Genomic DNA, 17,596 nt, shown 5'->3' with positions numbered 1-17,596 from the left:
ATGGCGGACAGTTCGAGAACCATTATGACTGATGCAGGTTTTGCGTTAGAAACGCGGGTCCGCGCTGATGAAACAAAGATGCAGTTTACACGGGCCACCATTAGTACGGACGACCACTTTAGCGATACGGACGACGCTTTAGCAAAGCTAACGGAATTATCTAATATTCAACAAGACGGGAAGGTTACGGCAGTCCAAGTAATTAACACGACCACGGTTTACGTACAAGTTGATGTGAATCAGGCCGAGTCAAAGGCTGACTATCAGATGCGGTCCGCGGCCTTATATGCCAAGGATGACGATGGCACAGAAGTCTTGTATGGAGTCACCGTGCTACAGGATTCTGTCTTTGTCCACAAAGATGCTGATGGTTCCTATCTGGGTTTTGGAATTAATACCACTGTGGGTAGGGCTTCTAACGTCGTTGTAGTGGTTAATCCTGCTAATATGGTGACTCAGCAAGTATTTGAGAGTACCATGAAAAACTACTACACGAAGGCGGAAGTCGACGCCAAATTTGTCACCGACGACGACTTTGCCAGCAAGCTGCCCAAGAACATCGCGACGACCGATGCGGCCAACACCTTCGCCAAGTCGCAGACGCTCGCAGGGGGCGCCACGGACGGTGCTGGCAACGCTATCGCGACCACCGAGGACGTCTCCGATGGCGACGCTGAAACACTCAAGGCGGCCAAGGCATACGCGGACACACAGGCTAGCGACAAAATCAGTAAAAATGGTCGATATGGTGCCGAAAACTTAGTTCGCAACTCAGCTTATATGCAGAACTACAATGGGTGGACGGCATTCGGCAATGGGACTGTAGATGACACTAAATTTTCCATTTTTGTTACGCCTCATAAATTTTACCATAGTGATAAGGATAATCTGATTCAAATCGTCAATTTGAACACATTCACCAGCGGAAATGCTAGCGAGGTCTATTTAATGAGCAATTCATTTTCTGTGACAGCTGGTAAAACTATGGCTTACAGCTTTCTTGGGTTTGCATCTGCTAATGTCGTTCATGAAGATGTTTACTTCATTGGATACAAGGCGGATGGCACGCAAGTCCCAATGATCTTACAGCAAAGAATCAATCTTTCTTATAACAATCTTGATGGGCGTTCAGGGACTTTTACAGTTCCAGATGACATTATCACAGGTCAAATTCGCTTTGACAATAATGGGTCCACAAATGGTAAGTCTGCGGGTCTTTTTATTACCGAAGTAAAGGTTGCTGAGGAATCTGTAGTGTCACCGTGGTCACCATCGAGACTAGATTCAGTCAAGGATAATGGCGATGATACGGTAACCATTAATGGTAAGTCTTATGTACCCGCTAACGCCGCTAACGTGGTTCACCGCAACCCTGACACTGGGGTTGTTTCTGAACCTGTTGATTTCACCAAGCTTACTGTGAACGGAGGTAAATCAGTCGCTACCAGCGACGATTTGAAAAGCCTTGAAGATGCGTCTTGGCGTGAATTGAACTTTGATGTAAGTCAAGGAAATTACAAGGCATTTTCAGCAGCAAAAATTGTGTATAAGATTAATCGTGACGAAAAGTATATCTCATTCTTTTTTGCGGGGACACCGAGTCATGTTGGAAGTACATCTTCTAAATCGACACTGGTGACTGATACAATATCGTTAGTGATGGATTTGTCTAGTGTGCTGACGACAATTTCAAATATCAATTTTCAAACGAATTATGGACAAATTAGTGACAATAATTCACACGCAGCTTCTTTAGGTTATGCAGGAGCCAAGGTTGTTTTCACTTCACAAGTATATATCTCAAATAATCTGGCGGGTGTGACGTTTCTACCCCAAGATTATCCAGATTGTCGAATTTATTATACAAGCTTAGTAAATGGAATTTAAGGAGGAACCACAATGCCAATTTATTACGTAAAGTCAGACACAAATAATCAATTTCCAGATAAGGACACCACGCCTATGCTTGAGCCAGCAGATGGATTACGAGCGGTGAATATCCCGACCACCTCGATTCAATACTTCACGCGATACTGGTGGATGTACGCATTCAAGAGTGATGACTCCCAAGAAGTCATAGCTCCGGGTAACCTACCCAATTTGGATATTGACTATCTGCAAGGATTGATTGACAAGCAGGGTGATCAAATTAATCAGCAGACTATGACGATTAAAGGCTTGCAAACAGCTCTGGGGAGTGCCACGAAAGCTCAAGTAGAATCCCAGCAGCAATTCGTTACTACGCAGGAGCAATTTCAGAAGCAATTCGTCAGTCTGTCACAGCAAATTGTGGCAGTGCAAAAGCAAATCGCAGCCAAGACAGAATAGGAGGAGTTATCATGGGAAATAATCCATTTTCAGCACCAAGCATTGAAGACGCTAAATTGTATGCTTCATGGGGCTTAGACATTAGTTATATGGTCAACTGGTGCATCACACCGGATCAGTACAAAGAACTTACGGGTAAGGATTACACGGCACCGACGACGGATACTACCACCGCCTAGGTGCTTTTTTGATGGAAGAAGGAATTTATATGTATCATCCAATTCGAGATAATCCGCTGCATACCGTGATTGCTTTAACCATGATTGGTATTGGCCTATTTTTGATGGTTAGTGATCATTATTTTACTTGGCCACCAGTAGTCGCTAAAATTGCGAATGATGATGCCGTAGGCATGATGTATGTGGTGATTGGTGTGGTTATGGCAATCTGGGCCTTGGACCCTAAGCGGTCGGTTAGGATGGATCACATCATTTTAACCGTTGCCACGTTTGCCATGGCGACCTTGTCATTTTATCAGTTATTGCATTCAATGGTTATGGGGAGCGGAATGCCGTGGATCAGTAATGCCGCACTGACCATTGTCATTATGATTATTGCCCGCCGCTCGGATTCAGTTTGACTGAGAGCTATTTGCATCAGATATATCTAATCATGTCAGTTGTAGCCGGTATGATTGCGGCATGGTACACCAATCGAATATCACGGAAGAAGTCTAATCGTGAAGAATGGCAAGGACTGTACATGGAGATGAAGACGCGAACTGATGAAGCCGAAAAAAGGAATCATGAACTAATTATGGAAAACGAACAGCTACGAATTGAAAATGCAGAGCTCAAGAGTCAGTTAAAATCTCAGGAGGAAAAAGCATGAATGAATTTACGAAGATTATTAAATTACTCAACGACACCGGTATCTTAGGTGTCTTAATTTTTGCACTGATTGGCTGGTTTACTCGAGTAAACCCAGCGTTGAAGCAAAAGATTGTGGCGAACAAGTCTGCCAATCAGCGAGAGGCATTGACGTTGTTGGACAAGTTGGCCGATAACGCTGTTCATCTTTTATCCACGTATTACGAAATTCCGGGAGACGAAAAACGGCAAAAGGCAATTTCCGATGTTACCGGTCAATTAAAAGGATTAGGTCACAACATTGATCCTGCAATTATTTCTGCGGCCATCGAAAAGGCCTATCAAGCGATGAGCACCCAAAGTACCGTTGCACAGAAGAAGCAGGCTAAATTTGACGTTGCACAGGCGTCCACAGAGCAAGTGTTCGCGGATAAAGAGGTACAACTATCCAAACAAAAGGCTGAGAGCAACACAGAAATTGCCCCACTGAAGGTTCCAGCTCAAAGTGTTCCAGTTGAGACCCCGATGGAGGGAGATGAAAAGTAATGCCTCGAAATGATATGGTTGATGTTTCTAACAACAACGGAACGATGACCGTTGCCAATTGGAAGTCAATGAAAAAGTATGGTGTTCGTGCGATGGTTGCAAAGCTGTCAGAGGGCACATATTTCGTGGACCAAACAGCAAAGATCAGTATTCATAACGCGGTTAAAGCAGGTTTACATGTCAACGGTTATCACTTTGCCCGGTTTACAACCGTAGCAGGTGCTAAGGCAGAGGCCCGAATAGCAGCTCGTTGCGCATTAAATGCCGGGCTTGGTAAAGATGCAGTAATTGTGCTGGACTTTGAAGCGAACAATCTTGGCTGGACCCGTAATGCGGCGAATATTAAAGCATGGGTCGCAGAAGTTAAACGTATGGGATATCCTAAGACGGATGTGTACACCATGGGTTCTTGGACTAACTCAATGCCTCTTAACAATCATGGACGCGGTGGTTGGATTGCCAACTATCCATCTAACCCGGTGGGCCTGAAGTTTTATGCTAGTTATCGCGGTTGGCAGTGGACTAGTACAAAACACTTTCCTGGCTGTTATGGGGGCTTCGATGTGAGCCAAATGTATTGTTCGGGTTGAAAGAGTAAGAACGTTGAGAGATCAGCGTTTTTACTCTTTTTTGTTTATTCAAATTTTCCTGTGATCGGTCTTTTTACCGAAATTGCTACCGATTGGCGACTTTTGGGCCTAAGCGGTAGCAATTGCGGTAGCAAAAATAGTCTCACTTTTTAAGTCCATTCGCCTGTTAGGAAACAACAATTTAAACGGCCGTTAATCCCTGTTAGACGATGACTATCGAATTGTGGTAAGGATGGGGGAGACCCGTGATGAAGAGCTTAAGAGTTCCAGTATCGCTGTTCTCTGGGCATAATTGCAACATAGACGTCGTCGTTTTCCCCGATAAGTGTCCAACAGATGGGCCACAACGACGGGGACTTTTGATCAAGTCCTGCGATAACCCCGGTCTCGCTAAAAAAGTCCCGCCTGCTAGTGAATCAGCAAGTGGGACTTTTAGCGGCAACTAAAACGTTACAGCTGCTGTGGTTGAGCGGGATCGGCCTCTACGAATTTCACGGCAGTTCCGTAAGCGGCCACCGATTGCATGTCCGTGCCGATTGATCCGGAGTCAAACCGCATCATGACCACGGCATCGGCACCTAACTTCTCCGCGTTTTGTCGGAGACGGTCCACGGCGATGTTACGGGCCTCATCGAGCATTTTGGTATAGTCGCGGATCTCACCGCCGACCACGTTCTTCAGTGCCGCGCCCATGTTACGTAAGACGTTCTTAGATTGGGTCGTCAAGCCGAAGACTTCGCCAATGACTTGGTAGTGCTTGCCAGGAATCTGTTCTGTAGTGGTAACTAAAATTGGGGTAGCCATGTTTATTCCTCCTCGTATAGAGCTATCTCGACTATACCTGAAAGGGGATTTAGACGCAAGTTGCGTCGCTGGTGGGAACTAGACCAATATTCGCTATTATCTTTATTATAATTAGTAAACCAGTTTACAAACTAACGGCAAACCAGAATGTTTGGTGAACAGGCCGAAATGTTTCTCTGCAAGCGCAATCTTTGCATTTAGGACTTTTAATCACGAACTAGACCACTGATCTCGGCTAGAAAAGTTAATGGCGTCATGCTTAGTTTATGATATGCTATGTCCATAACGAGAGAAGCTAGTCACTACCTAAGCTAGTCTCGTTTAAACTTATAAAAAGGAGTCATCTGCCATGCAAACCCGCTTTGAGTTTGACCGAATGACGACCGAGCCAAGTATTGTTAGCTCCGAAAAACACGGCGCCATTCCTGTGACAGCTACTGAAAACTTACAAATTCCCCAACTTCCAGCCTTTACGGCCCAACAACGGGCGCTATTAGACCAGTTTTTTGAACTCAACCAACGCTATAAGGACAGCTTGCATCAAGCTGAGGAGAGCCTCACCATGTCATTGACCACTTATCGTCAGAATCGCATGTGCTACGGCGACATTACGGACGTCGCGTGTTTTCGCCGGGAGTTTTTTGAAACGGTGCACGTCATCTTAAGTTCAACGGTTACGATTGGGTACGAGATGGCCTTTCACGACCATACGACCCACCGTAAACGCAGTTGGGACCTAGACGCACTGCTCCGGGTCAAGCCAGACCAGGTTGCCAATGGTGATCTGGTCGAGACGATTAGCTATCCGCAGGCGAAGCTACGACTGCGACGGCATTACGTGGTGCAAAACCAGCATCTGTATTGGCGCACCAATCAAGTAACCCACCACCAGCAGGTCGTCCCGTGGACCGAAGGCTTGATGCTGTTGCAGAAATTTCTGGAGCCCCACTCAATCTGGTTAGCCCATCACTTTCTCAGCGTCCAAGCCTATACCTAACAAAAAATGCGATCATCCCGTTAGTGGATGGTCGCATTAGTGCATGGGTGACTGGGTCAACCGGGGGGCGAGTTTAGCACACGCCGTTTTGATTTGACCGCGTTGCAGGTCGGTTGCCGGGACCGTGATCACGTTTTGGTGATCCCCAGGTGTCAGGCTGGCCTGCCAGATTCGCGTTTCGATAATGTAGATGACGTGAGGTGCCACGACTTGGTTCCAGTGGTGCTCTGCGGTAACTTGATGGTTCGGAAGATGCAGAGCCGTCGCCAGTTGGTGACAGAAGTGGTCGATTAACGCCGCGTCTACGATGGCGTTACCGGTGAGGGTGGGTTGATACTTGCCACTACGAATATCGCCTACCACTTTAATTTCAGGCATTCAGGTTCCTCCATTATCAGATGATGCCTTATTCTAGCATAAAAGGGGCTTGCAGCAGAATCGTTTAACGGGAGCTTAGCGAAACTTTAACGATTGCCCCTTAGCGCAGAATCAAGAAGCCAATCAGGAGTTGTCCGATGCCCGCCGTGACCAGCTGGTAGCGCTGTGTAATGTGTTGGTTCAAGAACCAGTAACCGCTAACTAATACGATGGCGAGAATCGTCTTCCAAGTTAGGGGCAACACCAAGATGGTCAGGATTAAGATGATGGGGGGCACCAGGGTCCAACGCCAATCCTGCGGGTGAACGTAGTAGGGGGCGAAGAAGTTGCCATAGCTGGCGATGATGGGAATCAGTGCGATGAGGAACTGGGTGGCGAGATAGTGGTTCCGCAGGAAGAAAAGAATGACGGGAACGCCACACCCGGCAAGAACGCTGAAGACAATCAGACCATAGATGGATTGGAGTCCCAGCCGCGGAATACAGGCCAACACCAAAAAGATACACAGCAAAACGGCGAATAATTGAAGTAAGTGATCGTGGGGAGCAGCTAACAACCCCAGCGTCGCAGCTGCCACAACCAAGATGGGACCGATGTGGGACTGGAACTGGCGTCGTAGGATCAAGAAGTAACCGGCGGCGAGTAGGACCCCGTAACCGCCTAAAAACCCCTTAACGGTCCAAGCTAGGGGGTGACCAGTTGCGGCGGTCGAGCCGACCAGCCACCATAAGAGGTTTTGACATAGGGTGAAGAGGGCGAGTTGCTGGACGGTCCGATTTTTTAAAAAGGCCTTGAAAGCGGTCATGGAATCGCTCCATTTCAACAAAGATTAGGTTAACTTTAATCATAGTAATTGTGACCGGTCGGGTCAACTTATCCGGTGAATTTCTTAGGGGTTTCTTTGTCAGTTGCGCGGATTTGTGTTAGACTTTTTAAGTTATGAGTCAATTCCCGATAGGATTCACGTCACAGTGAAGCTGCCTTGTAACCGAACGGTGCTTAAGATTATCGGTCAACTTAGCACCCACCATATCTAGGGGGAATATCCATTGCAAGAAAGACATTTATTTACTTCAGAATCCGTTTCTGAAGGTCATCCCGATAAGATTGCGGATCAGATCAGTGACGCCATCTTAGACGCGATGTTGGAACAAGATCCAGACTCACGGGTAGCTTGTGAGACGTCCGTGACCACGGGGTTAGTGCTGGTCTTTGGTGAAATCTCGACCAAGGCCTACGTTGACATCCAAAAGGTCGTGCGGCAGACGATTCGCGAGATTGGGTACACCGATGCCAGCATCGGCTTCGACGGCGATACCTGTGCGGTATTGGTTGCTATCGATGAACAGTCACCCGACATTGCCCAAGGGGTCGACGATTCACTGGAAACGCGGGATGGCGACACGGACCCGCTGGACCAGATTGGTGCCGGTGACCAAGGCCTGATGTTCGGGTACGCGGTCGACGAGACACCCGAATACATGCCATTACCGATCACACTGAGCCATGCATTGATGCGTAAGATTGCGAGCTTACGGAAGTCGGGAACGATTCCGTACCTGCGGCCAGACGCTAAGGCGGAAGTTACCGTTGAATACGACGACAACGACCAACCTATGCGGGTGGACACGGTGGTCTTAAGTACCCAACACGATCCAGACGTGACGTTAGACCAGATTCGTCAAGACGTAATCGACCAAGTGATCAAGGCCGTGATCCCAGCGAAGTTGTTGGATGACCAGACCAAGTACTTCATCAACCCAACTGGGCGGTTCGTCATCGGGGGTCCTCAAGGGGATGCCGGTTTGACGGGACGGAAGATCATCGTGGATACCTATGGTGGGGCAGCCCGCCATGGTGGCGGGGCCTTCTCCGGGAAGGACGCCACTAAGGTGGACCGGTCGGCTAGTTATGCGGCCCGGTACATCGCCAAGAACATTGTCGCTGCGGAATTGGCGAAGAAGTGTGAAGTTCAGATTGCCTACGCGATTGGGGTCGCCGAACCCGTTTCGGTCTCCATCAATACCTTTGGTACGGGAACGGTCAAGGAAAGCGCCTTGGCAGCTGCCGTACGGCAACTCTTCGACCTGCGGCCTGCCGGCATCATCCAGATGCTCGACCTGAAGCGGCCCATCTACAAGCAGACGGCGGCCTATGGTCACTTTGGCCGGACCGACATTGACTTGCCATGGGAACACCTCGACAAGGTCGACGCTTTAAAGGCAGCCTTAAACCAGAACAAGTAAGTGAACAGATGAAAGTCCCGCCAGTCTGGGTTACGCGACTGGTGGGATTTTTTAGGTTCGGGTGACTTGAGATTTAGACTGAAATCTTGGATAATAGCGCTAATACAGTAAAATTTTTGGGGAACAGCAGTGGGCTGTTTAAAAACGTTGAGTGGTTGGGCCGACGGTAGGAGTATTTTAAAGCATGAGTAAGCAACAAACTAACGTGAAGGTCGTGACGGGGGCCGTCTTCGTCGCCACGTTCATGTCGGCCATTGAAGGGACCATCGTCTCGACGGCCATGCCCACCATCGTGGGTGACCTACACGGGGTCGCGTTGATGAACTGGGTCTTTTCGATTTTCTTATTGACCAACGCCCTGGCGACCCCCATCTACGGTAAGTTAGCGGATACGGTCGGGCGCAAGTCCGTCTTTTTGGTGGGCCTCTTGATCTTCGTGGTGGGGTCCACGCTATCCGGTCTATCGCACAGTATGGAGACCCTGATTGCTTGGCGCGCCCTGCAAGGGATTGGTGCCGGTGCCATTATGCCGGTGTCCTTCACCATCTTAGCGGACATCTACCCCGTTGAGCAACGCGCTCGGGTCATGGGATTGAACGGGTCTGCCTGGGGGATTGCGGCCGTGGTCGCCCCGTTACTGGGGGGCTTCATTGTGGACCAGCTGAGTTGGCATTGGATCTTCTTTATCAACATCCCCATCGGGATTATCACCATGCTGCTGATCTGGTTCTTCTTGAACGAAGTGACCGAACGGAAGCACTTTACCATGGATTGGTGGGGCAGCTTCTGGTTGTCGATTGGTTTACTGGCGTTAATGCTGACGTTCCAACTCTTAGGGGATGGCCAACTGGGCTTTGGCTGGGTTCTAGTGGGTTTAGTGGTCACGGTTGCGGCCTTTTGGGCGTTTATTCGTCAGGAAAAACGGTCCCAGGATCCCCTGATTCCGTTGACCCTGTTTAAAGACCGGACCTTTGTGGTGCAGAACCTCATTGCCGCGTTGGTCAGCGGGTTCATCATGGGCTTTGAAGTTTACCTGCCGACCTGGACGCAGGGGTTGCTAGGGTTGCTGGCGTCCCAAGCCGGGTTTGCCATCACGCCCAGTTCGTTGATGTGGATCGTGGGATCGTTTATCGCGGGGAAGTTGATGTTAAAACGTTCGCCGTACCAGATCATTAACCTGAGTCTGACCATCATCTTGGTGGGGGCCGTCACCATGGCCCTCTTACCAGCCTCGGCACCTTTCTGGAGTTTCTTCGTGATTGCGGCCGTCTGTGGGACCGGTTTTGGGATCACCATTACCACCACCACGGTCACGGTTCAGAGTGCCGTCCCAGTGGATGAAGTGGGGGTCGCCACCTCATTTAACACCTTATCGCGAACCCTAGGTCAGACCATTATGGTCTCCTTGTTGGGAATCATCATGAACGTGGCGATGACCCGGGGCGTTGCCGGTCATCCGGGAACGTCGATGGCCATGATGAACCAGCTGATCAATCCTCAGACGGCTAAGCAGTTATCGGCTCAGCTGTTACCCACGTTGCACGGTATCTTGTACCAGGGACTCCACGCCATCTTTATTGCGGGTGCCTTACTGATTGTGGTGTCTTACTTGGTCAACTTCTTGGACCGGCGGAGTACCCGGTCGGTCACGGGCCATCAGGGGTAATTGCTCCCGTTCGCGGTACATTTACGGTATAATTAAGAAGTAATTAGACGCGAGTGGAGGCGAGAAAATGTTTGAAAGTCATCATGCGCGATATGCAAGTTATGGCACTGTGGCGGTTCTGCCGGGCGACATGATCGATGCCGTTTGGGAGATCATTGACGATGATCTGCAGGGGGTCTTTCCCTTGGAGAACTTATTAACGTTTAGGCTCCACAACAATCAAGGCCAGACGACGTTCGAGTACGTCCAGACCGATAATGAGGATGCGAGTCTGGGCGCTGCCTTTGACACGAACTTTGCATACTCCGGTAATTTACCTAAGACGGTCCTCGCCTACGACGACGGCGATAGTCAGATTATTATTCTCCCGTCTGAGACGGCCGGCCATTAACGGGCAATTCAAAAGCGACACACGGGGTCAACTGACCTAGTGTGTCGCTTTTTGACGGCTATTTTATTCGTTATTGAACAGGCGTCCGGATGGCCTTTAAGGCGTCATCAATCTGGCCTAAGACGATGTCGATGTTGCCCGGTTGGTCTAAGTCGTACTTCTGTAAGTCGATCTTGATCTTAGGACTGACATCGTAGTCGTCGTACCAGCCCTTGTAGGCCGTCCACATCTTCTTGTAGTAGGCTTCCAATTCAGGATTGTTTTCGAATTGTTCGTAGTCCCGGCCACGCTTCTTAATCCGGTGAAGGATCGTATCGAAGTCTGCGTCAGCGTAGACTAACAGGTCAGGGGCCTTCTTAGGGAGTTCTTGGAGTTCATTCATCATGTTATCCAAGAGGTTTAAGTAGACGCCCAATTCTGTATCCGTGATGTTCCCTTCGGCGTTGTTCTCGCGCGTGAAGAGCGCATCTTCGTAGATTGAACGGTCCAAGACGTTATTGTCGTCCGCCAACGCCTTCTTGATCATACTAAACCGCTTGTTGAGAAAGTAAATCTGCAGCAAGAAGCCATATTGCTTTGGGTTCCGGTAGTAGAGTGGTAACACCGGGTTATCACCGACTGGTTCAAAAAATGCCTGTGTATTCAAGTGTGCCGCAATCTTGCCTGTAAGGGTCGTCTTACCGACCCCAATCATTCCTGCTGTAATAATCACCATGATAGCCCCTCTTTTATTAAAAATACAACCAATAGTGTACCATAAAATCCGGGACCACTACATCTTCATTCACGGAAAACTTTGGGGCAAACGGTGAACTTTGGCTAGTGTTGTATAATAGAAGTGTTGATAAGACTGGATTAAGAGGAGTATTGAGTGTATGGAAAAATCAGTTGTTTTTTTTGATTTAGACGGCACGTTATTCGATGACCAGAAGCATGTGTTGCCCGCCAGTATTGCGGCCATTCAAGAGATGCGCACGCACGGCGTCCTCCCGGTGATCGCCACCGGCCGGAATATCTTTGAGATTCAGGATGTTTTGGATGCGACCGGCATCGATAACGTGGTCAGCGCTAACGGCAGTTACGTGCAGTATCAGGGCCGTAAGCTCTCCGCAGCGGTCATTCCGTCAACCGTCTTGGCCGACTTAACGGCCTTCGCCCAACAGCAGGGTGACCCGGTGGGGTACTTTAACGCCCAGGGCTTTCGGCTAAGCCAAGCCAACCAGGATACCCAAGACAACTTTAAGCTGTTGCGGTTGAACGCGGTGGTGGACCCAACGTGGTACCAGCACCACGCCATTAACTTCTTGAACGTGTTCAACCGGGACAAGGGCGACTTGTACAACCAGGAGTTTGCCGGAAAGCTGAACTTTGTCCGGAATAACCCACGGGCCCTAGATACCATGGTCACGGGCGTCAGCAAGCAGACGGGGATTCAGACCTTCTTACAAGAGGCCGGGTTGACCCATGCCAAGACCTACGCCTTTGGGGATGGCTTAAACGATCTCCAGATGTTCGATCAAGTGGATGTGCCAGTTGCGATGGGGAACGGCCTCCCGGAAGTGAAGGCGCAGGCCGCCTACGTCACGACCACCAATACTACGGATGGCATCGTGCAAGGGTTACGCCACTTTAACTTAATTGCTTAGGATGACGCAAACGATATAAAAAACCTCGCCCACTTCGGCGAGGTTTTTTGCTTAATCTGAGGTTTAATTGGCCGTTAATTGACAGCCAGGCGCTAAGCCATGTGGGCTTGGATGTTCTCCAAAGTGACCGCCGTGGTATCGGCGAAGACCATGTCGGCAGCGCCTAATTCGGTCGCGTCACCAATTCCCAGGGACGTTTCCCCAGCGCCGTTAATGGCTTGGACGCCCGCAGCAGCATCTTCTAGGCCGATGCATTGGGCGGGATCTAAGTTCAGTAAGGCCGCGCCTTTGGTGTAGATCTCAGGGTCTGGCTTCCCGTGCTTTAGGCTGGCTGGATCCACGATCTTAGGGAAGTAGTCGGTCAACTGCAACTTGTTCAAGACCCGTGGCGCGTTCTTGGAAGCGGAAGCCAGGGATAACAGGTAGCCGTGAGCCCGCAGGTCGTCCAAGAAGGCCTGCATCCCAGGAAGGATGTTCGCGGGCGTCATCTTGTCGACTTCGGCCACGTAATTGGTGTTCTTCTGCGTTGCCAAGGCCACCTTTTGGTCTTGGGTGTATTGATTCTCTAAGCCCCCGGCCTTTAAGATCATTTCCAGGGAATCCATCCGGCTGATCCCTTTCAAGCCGTCGCCGAGTTCCTTAGTCCAGGTGACCCCTAGGGAATCAGCCAACTGGTGCCAAGCCGTCCCGTGCAGGACGGAGGTATCGGTGATGACCCCGTCCAGGTCGAAAACGAATCCTTTAATCTCAGAAAATTTTGTCATCTTAGAACACTCCTAGTGGTTATTTAGTAGTTGATTTTAACGGGTTGATGAGCTTTCAGCGCAACCGGTTTGTGCAGAATTTGCAGGGTCGCGGCATGGTCTGCCGTAACTTGAATCTGGTGGTGATCAATCGTAAAGGTGTAGCGAATCCCCCGAATCGTTTGCCCGAAGTGTAGGGCCTGCCAGGCTTGAGGCAGGTGGGGGTCAACGGTGATCTGAGGGGCCAGACTATCGACCCCGGCGTAGGTCCGGGTCGCCATCAGGGTGACCGCGCCCATCACCCCTAAGTGGATACCTTCGGCGGTAGTCCCGCCTTGGATGTCGTAATAGTCTGAGAACAAGGCCTGCGAGTAGAGTCGCCAAGACTGGTCCAGGTGACCCGCCATGGCCGTTAACGCCGCGTACACGATACGCGATAAGGTTGACCCGTGCGTCGTGCGGTCGAGGTAGAACTGCAGGTTCTTAGCCAGCTGGTCTGCGGAAAGGTGGTAACCGAGTTGATCTAGCAACTGCAAGACTTGCGCCTTATCGAGATTGTAGAAGGGCATCAGGGTGTCGGCTTGCTTGGCCACTTGGTAAGCGTCAGGAGTCTTGCCTTCGGACTTTAAGATACGGTCCATTCGGGAGATATCGCCGTACTTCTTGTGGTATTTCTCGAAGTCCAGGGCGGGGAGCTTGAAGTACCCCTCGAACTGGCCGATAATCCCATCGTCGTTGATATCCAGCTTCAGATGGTGTTGGACGTCCGTTAGCTGGGTGCGGGTCGCCGCTGTGAAGTGGGTCTTAGACGCCACTTCACGTTGGGTAGCTGGCTTAGTCGCGTCTAGGATCTGGTCCAATTGGTCGAACAGCCAGGCCACCATCAGGTTGGTGTAGGCGTTGTTGGTCAGGCCCTGAGTATCGGCGTTAGGGTAGTTTTCGTGAAATTCATCCGGGCCCATGACGTGGTCGATCGTGTACCGGCCAGACTGGTCGCGGTGGGCCTTACTCAACCAGAATTGGGCGATCTCTTCTAGCATTTCCAAACCGTAGTGGTCCATGAAGTCCTGGTCGCCAGTCAGCCGCACGTACATGATCACGTTATAGGCGATGGCCAGAGAGACGTGCCGTTGAAGGGATGAATAGTCGGAATCCCAGGTGTTGGTCAAGGGATTCAGGTGGGTGACTTGGGACTGCTCGTCACCAACTTGTCCCGATTGCCAAGGGTACATGGCCCCGGCAACCCCCGCGGCCTTAGCGTTGGCTTTAGCAGCTGGTAGCCGCCGGTAACGGTACATCAGGAGTTGTCGGGCCAACTGCGGATCGTGGAGGGCGTAGACTGGTAAATCGAACATCTCGTCCCAGAAGACGTGCCCCCGGTAGGCTTCTCCGTCGAGTCCCCGGGCGTTCACGGAGGCATCAATTTTACCGGACGCGATGGCTTGCGTTGCGGTGAAGAGGTGGTAGAGGTTGACCCGCGTCAGCTTCTGCGCGGTCACATCGCCCGTGATCTGAATGTCCGCGTCAGCCCAACGACGTTGCCAGTAAGCTTGACTGCTGGTGAGCGTGTCGGCGAAGCTGGCATGGGCGAGTTCTTGGGTCGCAGTCGCCAGTAAAGGCGTGGTGGTCTCACGGTCCGTGAAGAGGACCACGTTCTTCTCAAAGGTATAGGTCTGTTGGGGTACGACTTGAACGGACCGCATCTGGCGCGCCTGCTTTTGGGCTTGGGGCGATTGATCATTCGGCGCGGTCAGGGCTTTGCCAGGACCCGTTAAGTGGGAACCTAAGACCAACTTGACCTGAGAAGTCCGGGTCTGGGCTTCTAGGAAGACGCTATCAGTCTGTTGGCTCATTCCGGTGATTCGCAGGTGACGCTGGTCGAAAGCCTGATAGCGGTCGACGTTAGCGTTACGGACGTTACCATCGATCATCGAATAGACTTGGAGACTGCCCGCAAAGTTTAGCGGGGTAATCTGGTAGCGAATGGCGAAGCGGTGCCAGTCTTTGAAGTTGGCCAGCTTGGTGCTGGTCAGCCGTAGCATGTGTCCGGTCGGTAACTGGACCAGCATGGTCGTGGTCAGGACCCCGTCGTGCAGGTTCAAGCTACGGTAGATGTCTTGAATGTCGCTGGCCTTGATCTGAAACGGGTTCTGATGATCGACCCCGAAGGTCAACGCCTGAGCGTTCGGCAGGTTGACCAGGTCTTCGTTGGTGACCGCTCGTCCGTTAAGGTTGGTGGTCAGTTGGTCATAGAGCCCAGCGGTATACATTCCCGGGTAGTTGTCCGCGTTGGCGTGCGCTTCCGGGTAAGCTCCCCGTAGGCCGAAGAAACCGTTGCCAACCGTCAGCATGGCTTCTTGGCCGTAATTCCGCTTGCCTTGATATTGACCATAGTAATCGAGGTGCCAAGCCAGATAGTCGCGTTTATCGGCCAAGGCTTGGGCCAGACCGTGCTGAGCGACCGTCTGTTGACTGACGACGGGGATGTTCAGCATGTTAGTGATGGCTAACCCGATATCGATTCGCTGGTGGTTGATGCCGACCACGGTGTCGGAGAACGGGTAACTCAGCGCGTCATCGACGATTGCGGCGTCGACGTCTAACCCGACCAACTTGACCCGGAGATTTTCCAGGTTTTCGCCGATGGTCTGGTCCGCATTATAGGCAATGATGAACTGCCGTTGTGGAGGGGTCTGGGCGTCGGGTGCGTAACTGACCTTTAACGAGTCGTCTAACACATGCAGGGTGATGATTTTCAAAAAATGGCTTCCTTTCGCTAGATTATTGATGAGTCCTCACCATTCAGCTTAAGCGCCTATCGCCCAAATAACAATTAATTCCCCTTAATTCTAACAAAAATAAGAGCGCTGTCAATGCTTATATCTCGCAATTGCAATCGGTTGCAATTTTCGAGGCCCGACGAGGGGCGTGCTGACCGGTTACGCGCCAACTGAGGGCAACAAAAAAACAGCTTTTCGAGGGCCTGCTGGCCAGTCGAAAAGCTGTTTGCGGATACATTGGTGAGTTTAACGCAGGTGGTTAGTTGACCACGTGCAACGGTTCTTCGCCTTGAGCGACTCTGACGGCGTTCTTAGCGACGATCTCCGCCATTGCGTCTCTGGCCTCGACCGTGGCGTTCCCCACGTGCGGCGTTAAGATGACGTTGTCCAGAGCTTTGAAGCCATCGTCCACGTGCGGTTCGGCTTCGTAAACGTCTAAGGCTGCGCCGGCTAATTGGTGGGCGTGCAGTGCGTCTAAGAGGGCGGCCTCGTCGATGACTGGTCCCCGAGCGGCGTTGATCAGGTAGGCGGAGTCCTTCATCTTCTTGAATTCAGGGGCGCCTAACAGGTGGTGAGTCTCATCGGTCAACGGTGCGTGGATCGTCAGGACATCGCTTTGCGCCAATAATTCATCCAGCGTCACGTAAGTTGCGTTGAGTTGACCCTCTGTGGCGGCATCCAATGGCTTCCGCTGGGTGTAGATGATGTGCATGTCGAAGGCCGCCATCCGCTTGGCAACGGCCTGTCCAATCTGACCCATCCCCAGGATTCCTAGGGTCTTGCCAGCGAGTTCGTGGCCCAAGAAGAACAGGGGTGCCCAGCCGGCAAAGCCTTTGGTACGCATCAACTTGTCGCCTTCGACCATCCGGTGCGCCAGGGTAATGATCAGGCCCGTGGTGACTTCCGCCGTTGAGGTCGTGGAGACCTTGGGCGTATTGGTGACGGGGATGTTCTTTTGCCGGGCGTAAGCCACGTCAATGTTGTTGAAGCCGGCGCCATAGTTGGCGATGAGCTTTAGCTGCGGGTCGGCGTCGATCACGTCTTGATCGACCTGGGTGGAAAGGGGGGTAATTAAGTAATCTTTGCCCACGATACGCTTAAGTAATTCGTCCTTGGTGATTAACGCGTCGCCGGTATAACTGTCGACGTCTAATCCGGCCTTTTGCAGGATATTCAGGGCTGATTCTGGAATTGCAGCCGTTACGAAAACACTTGCCATAGATGTCACTCCTTCAAAAGATTTGATAATACCAACCACCTTTATTGTAATCGTTTTCAGAAAAGATTTCACCTTTTCACCCGGATTTCTCCGTCAGGTATGGTAAGATTTGAGACAAAGTCCTACAAGAAGGGAGCTGGGTGTACGTGAAGATTCTCGCTGGCCTGTTGATCGTCAGTTTGCCCGCCGTGGTGGTGGGGGGAACCGTCTGGGCCATCTTAGCCTGGGCCTTAGTTGGTTGGGCCAAGTGGCTCGTGGCCTTCGGGGGGCTCGTGGTCGGGACCCTCTTGAGCTTTGCTCTGTACTGGGTGCTTTGGCCCCGCCCGTCGTTCGATGAGTCAGATGATGATTCAGGGCATTAAAAAAGCCATCGCGATAAATCGCAATGGCCAAAGAGTAAGGTTACAACATAATTGGGGGATTATGTTGTAGAAATTTCATCTACTTTGGGGG

Annotated in this window: 20 protein-coding genes and 1 riboswitch; of the genes, 13 read left to right on the top strand and 7 right to left on the bottom strand. The window is 50.9% G+C overall.

Annotation, left to right across the window (positions count from 1 at the left end; genetic code table 11):
• Genes RIN67_RS08325 through RIN67_RS08295 form a run of 7 tightly spaced genes read left to right on the top strand, consistent with a single transcriptional unit; the run spans window position 1 to window position 4,273 of the window.
• Window positions 1-1,887 (top strand): hypothetical protein, encoded by a 1,887-nt coding sequence (locus RIN67_RS08325; protein WP_264999234.1) that lies wholly within the window; start codon window positions 1-3, stop codon window positions 1,885-1,887.
• A gap of 12 nt (window positions 1,888-1,899) precedes the next feature.
• Window positions 1,900-2,328 carry a hypothetical protein gene (locus RIN67_RS08320; RefSeq protein WP_264999235.1) on the top strand — a complete coding sequence of 143 codons (429 nt, stop codon included), beginning with the start codon at window positions 1,900-1,902 and terminating at the stop codon, window positions 2,326-2,328.
• Window positions 2,329-2,339: 11 nt separating this feature from the next.
• Window positions 2,340-2,507: an XkdX family protein gene (locus RIN67_RS08315; protein ID WP_157662848.1), complete on the top strand. Its 168-nt coding sequence runs from the start codon at window positions 2,340-2,342 to the stop codon at window positions 2,505-2,507.
• Window positions 2,508-2,518: 11 nt separating this feature from the next.
• Complete coding sequence (locus tag RIN67_RS08310; RefSeq protein WP_264999237.1) at window positions 2,519-2,908, top strand: hypothetical protein; 390 nt, start codon at window positions 2,519-2,521, stop codon at window positions 2,906-2,908.
• Window positions 2,909-2,940: 32 nt separating this feature from the next.
• A complete protein-coding gene (locus RIN67_RS08305) occupies window positions 2,941-3,159 on the top strand; it encodes a hypothetical protein (RefSeq protein ID WP_313825934.1) in 219 nt (72 codons plus the stop codon).
• Window positions 3,156-3,683: a phage holin, LLH family gene (locus tag RIN67_RS08300; RefSeq protein ID WP_264999238.1), complete on the top strand. Its 528-nt coding sequence runs from the start codon at window positions 3,156-3,158 to the stop codon at window positions 3,681-3,683. Before RIN67_RS08305 ends, RIN67_RS08300 begins: the two co-directional genes overlap by 4 nt.
• A complete protein-coding gene (locus RIN67_RS08295; protein WP_264999239.1) occupies window positions 3,683-4,273 on the top strand; it encodes a GH25 family lysozyme in 591 nt (196 codons plus the stop codon). The genes RIN67_RS08300 and RIN67_RS08295 overlap by 1 nt, the downstream gene beginning before the upstream one ends.
• Window positions 4,274-4,723: 450 nt before the next feature.
• Here the strand turns inward: RIN67_RS08295 and RIN67_RS08290 are convergent, their stop codons facing one another.
• A complete protein-coding gene (locus RIN67_RS08290; RefSeq protein ID WP_024745999.1) occupies window positions 4,724-5,077 on the bottom strand; it encodes a heavy metal-binding domain-containing protein in 354 nt (117 codons plus the stop codon).
• 349 nt (window positions 5,078-5,426) lie between these two features.
• Here RIN67_RS08290 and RIN67_RS08285 point away from each other — a divergent pair, with 349 nt between their 5' ends.
• Window positions 5,427-6,074 (top strand): hypothetical protein, encoded by a 648-nt coding sequence (locus tag RIN67_RS08285; protein ID WP_264999240.1) that lies wholly within the window; start codon window positions 5,427-5,429, stop codon window positions 6,072-6,074.
• Window positions 6,075-6,110: 36 nt separating this feature from the next.
• Here the strand turns inward: RIN67_RS08285 and RIN67_RS08280 are convergent, their stop codons facing one another.
• Both RIN67_RS08280 and RIN67_RS08275 read right to left on the bottom strand, forming a co-directional pair.
• A complete protein-coding gene (locus tag RIN67_RS08280) occupies window positions 6,111-6,452 on the bottom strand; it encodes a hypothetical protein (RefSeq protein ID WP_107739143.1) in 342 nt (113 codons plus the stop codon).
• Between the two features lie 100 nt (window positions 6,453-6,552).
• Complete coding sequence (locus RIN67_RS08275; protein ID WP_264999241.1) at window positions 6,553-7,257, bottom strand: hypothetical protein; 705 nt, start codon at window positions 7,255-7,257, stop codon at window positions 6,553-6,555.
• A gap of 127 nt (window positions 7,258-7,384) precedes the next feature.
• Window positions 7,385-7,504: riboswitch (SMK box riboswitch) on the top strand.
• Between RIN67_RS08275 and metK the strand changes: the two genes are divergently transcribed.
• From metK to RIN67_RS08260, 3 genes are all read left to right on the top strand, one after another.
• Window positions 7,502-8,698 carry a methionine adenosyltransferase gene (gene metK / locus RIN67_RS08270; RefSeq protein ID WP_264999242.1) on the top strand — a complete coding sequence of 399 codons (1,197 nt, stop codon included), beginning with the start codon at window positions 7,502-7,504 and terminating at the stop codon, window positions 8,696-8,698. It overlaps the preceding riboswitch by 3 nt.
• A 184-nt stretch (window positions 8,699-8,882) precedes the next feature.
• Entirely contained in the window at window positions 8,883-10,364 is a 1,482-nt protein-coding gene (locus RIN67_RS08265; protein ID WP_024746004.1) for an MDR family MFS transporter, read from the top strand.
• A 67-nt stretch (window positions 10,365-10,431) separates the two neighbouring features.
• On the top strand, window positions 10,432-10,755 hold the full coding sequence (locus tag RIN67_RS08260) for a DUF960 domain-containing protein (protein WP_024746005.1): 324 nt from the start codon (window positions 10,432-10,434) through the stop codon (window positions 10,753-10,755).
• 70 nt (window positions 10,756-10,825) lie between these two features.
• Here the strand turns inward: RIN67_RS08260 and RIN67_RS08255 are convergent, their stop codons facing one another.
• Window positions 10,826-11,470 (bottom strand): deoxynucleoside kinase, encoded by a 645-nt coding sequence (locus RIN67_RS08255; protein ID WP_056944531.1) that lies wholly within the window; start codon window positions 11,468-11,470, stop codon window positions 10,826-10,828.
• A gap of 160 nt (window positions 11,471-11,630) precedes the next feature.
• Here RIN67_RS08255 and RIN67_RS08250 point away from each other — a divergent pair, with 160 nt between their 5' ends.
• A complete protein-coding gene (locus tag RIN67_RS08250) occupies window positions 11,631-12,401 on the top strand; it encodes a Cof-type HAD-IIB family hydrolase (RefSeq protein ID WP_264999243.1) in 771 nt (256 codons plus the stop codon).
• A 92-nt stretch (window positions 12,402-12,493) separates the two neighbouring features.
• Here RIN67_RS08250 and pgmB read toward each other — a convergent pair whose 3' ends face one another.
• From pgmB to RIN67_RS08235, 3 genes are all read right to left on the bottom strand, one after another.
• Window positions 12,494-13,165: a beta-phosphoglucomutase gene (gene pgmB / locus RIN67_RS08245; protein WP_024746008.1), complete on the bottom strand. Its 672-nt coding sequence runs from the start codon at window positions 13,163-13,165 to the stop codon at window positions 12,494-12,496.
• Between the two features lie 23 nt (window positions 13,166-13,188).
• Window positions 13,189-15,903, bottom strand: a complete 2,715-nt coding sequence (locus RIN67_RS08240; RefSeq protein ID WP_264999244.1) for a glycoside hydrolase family 65 protein — start codon at window positions 15,901-15,903, stop codon at window positions 13,189-13,191.
• Window positions 15,904-16,183: 280 nt separating this feature from the next.
• Window positions 16,184-17,143: a 2-hydroxyacid dehydrogenase family protein gene (locus tag RIN67_RS08235; RefSeq protein ID WP_056944534.1), complete on the bottom strand. Its 960-nt coding sequence runs from the start codon at window positions 17,141-17,143 to the stop codon at window positions 16,184-16,186.
• 140 nt (window positions 17,144-17,283) lie between these two features.
• On the opposite strand from RIN67_RS08235, the gene RIN67_RS08230 reads away from it, so the two are divergent.
• The gene (locus tag RIN67_RS08230; protein ID WP_264999245.1) at window positions 17,284-17,505 is read left to right on the top strand and encodes a hypothetical protein; all 222 of its coding nucleotides are present in this window, start codon (window positions 17,284-17,286) and stop codon (window positions 17,503-17,505) included.
• Window positions 17,506-17,596 lie beyond the last annotated feature (91 nt).

This window comes from Levilactobacillus namurensis (assembly GCF_032197885.1).
Taxonomy (GTDB): domain Bacteria; phylum Bacillota; class Bacilli; order Lactobacillales; family Lactobacillaceae; genus Levilactobacillus; species Levilactobacillus namurensis_A.
Note: the sequence above shows the minus strand (reverse complement) of the source record. Positions and strands in the feature narration are given on the sequence as shown.

Excerpts from the sequence above, each read along its gene's own strand:
- RIN67_RS08325 (WP_264999234.1), top strand. The coding sequence starts at position 1 with ATGGCGGACAGTTCGAGAACCATTATGACTGATGCAGGTTTTGCGTTA.
- RIN67_RS08310 (WP_264999237.1), top strand. The coding sequence starts at position 2,519 with ATGGAAGAAGGAATTTATATGTATCATCCAATTCGAGATAATCCGCTG.
- RIN67_RS08290 (WP_024745999.1), bottom strand. The coding sequence starts at position 5,077 with ATGGCTACCCCAATTTTAGTTACCACTACAGAACAGATTCCTGGCAAG.
- RIN67_RS08265 (WP_024746004.1), top strand. The coding sequence starts at position 8,883 with ATGAGTAAGCAACAAACTAACGTGAAGGTCGTGACGGGGGCCGTCTTC.
- RIN67_RS08250 (WP_264999243.1), top strand. The coding sequence starts at position 11,631 with ATGGAAAAATCAGTTGTTTTTTTTGATTTAGACGGCACGTTATTCGAT.
- RIN67_RS08235 (WP_056944534.1), bottom strand. The coding sequence starts at position 17,143 with ATGGCAAGTGTTTTCGTAACGGCTGCAATTCCAGAATCAGCCCTGAAT.
- RIN67_RS08315 (WP_157662848.1), top strand. The coding sequence starts at position 2,340 with ATGGGAAATAATCCATTTTCAGCACCAAGCATTGAAGACGCTAAATTG.
- RIN67_RS08295 (WP_264999239.1), top strand. The coding sequence starts at position 3,683 with ATGCCTCGAAATGATATGGTTGATGTTTCTAACAACAACGGAACGATG.
- RIN67_RS08280 (WP_107739143.1), bottom strand. The coding sequence starts at position 6,452 with ATGCCTGAAATTAAAGTGGTAGGCGATATTCGTAGTGGCAAGTATCAA.
- RIN67_RS08285 (WP_264999240.1), top strand. The coding sequence starts at position 5,427 with ATGCAAACCCGCTTTGAGTTTGACCGAATGACGACCGAGCCAAGTATT.
- RIN67_RS08300 (WP_264999238.1), top strand. The coding sequence starts at position 3,156 with ATGAATGAATTTACGAAGATTATTAAATTACTCAACGACACCGGTATC.
- RIN67_RS08275 (WP_264999241.1), bottom strand. The coding sequence starts at position 7,257 with ATGACCGCTTTCAAGGCCTTTTTAAAAAATCGGACCGTCCAGCAACTC.
- RIN67_RS08320 (WP_264999235.1), top strand. The coding sequence starts at position 1,900 with ATGCCAATTTATTACGTAAAGTCAGACACAAATAATCAATTTCCAGAT.
- pgmB (WP_024746008.1), bottom strand. The coding sequence starts at position 13,165 with ATGACAAAATTTTCTGAGATTAAAGGATTCGTTTTCGACCTGGACGGG.
- RIN67_RS08255 (WP_056944531.1), bottom strand. The coding sequence starts at position 11,470 with ATGGTGATTATTACAGCAGGAATGATTGGGGTCGGTAAGACGACCCTT.
- RIN67_RS08260 (WP_024746005.1), top strand. The coding sequence starts at position 10,432 with ATGTTTGAAAGTCATCATGCGCGATATGCAAGTTATGGCACTGTGGCG.
- RIN67_RS08305 (WP_313825934.1), top strand. The coding sequence starts at position 2,941 with ATGTCAGTTGTAGCCGGTATGATTGCGGCATGGTACACCAATCGAATA.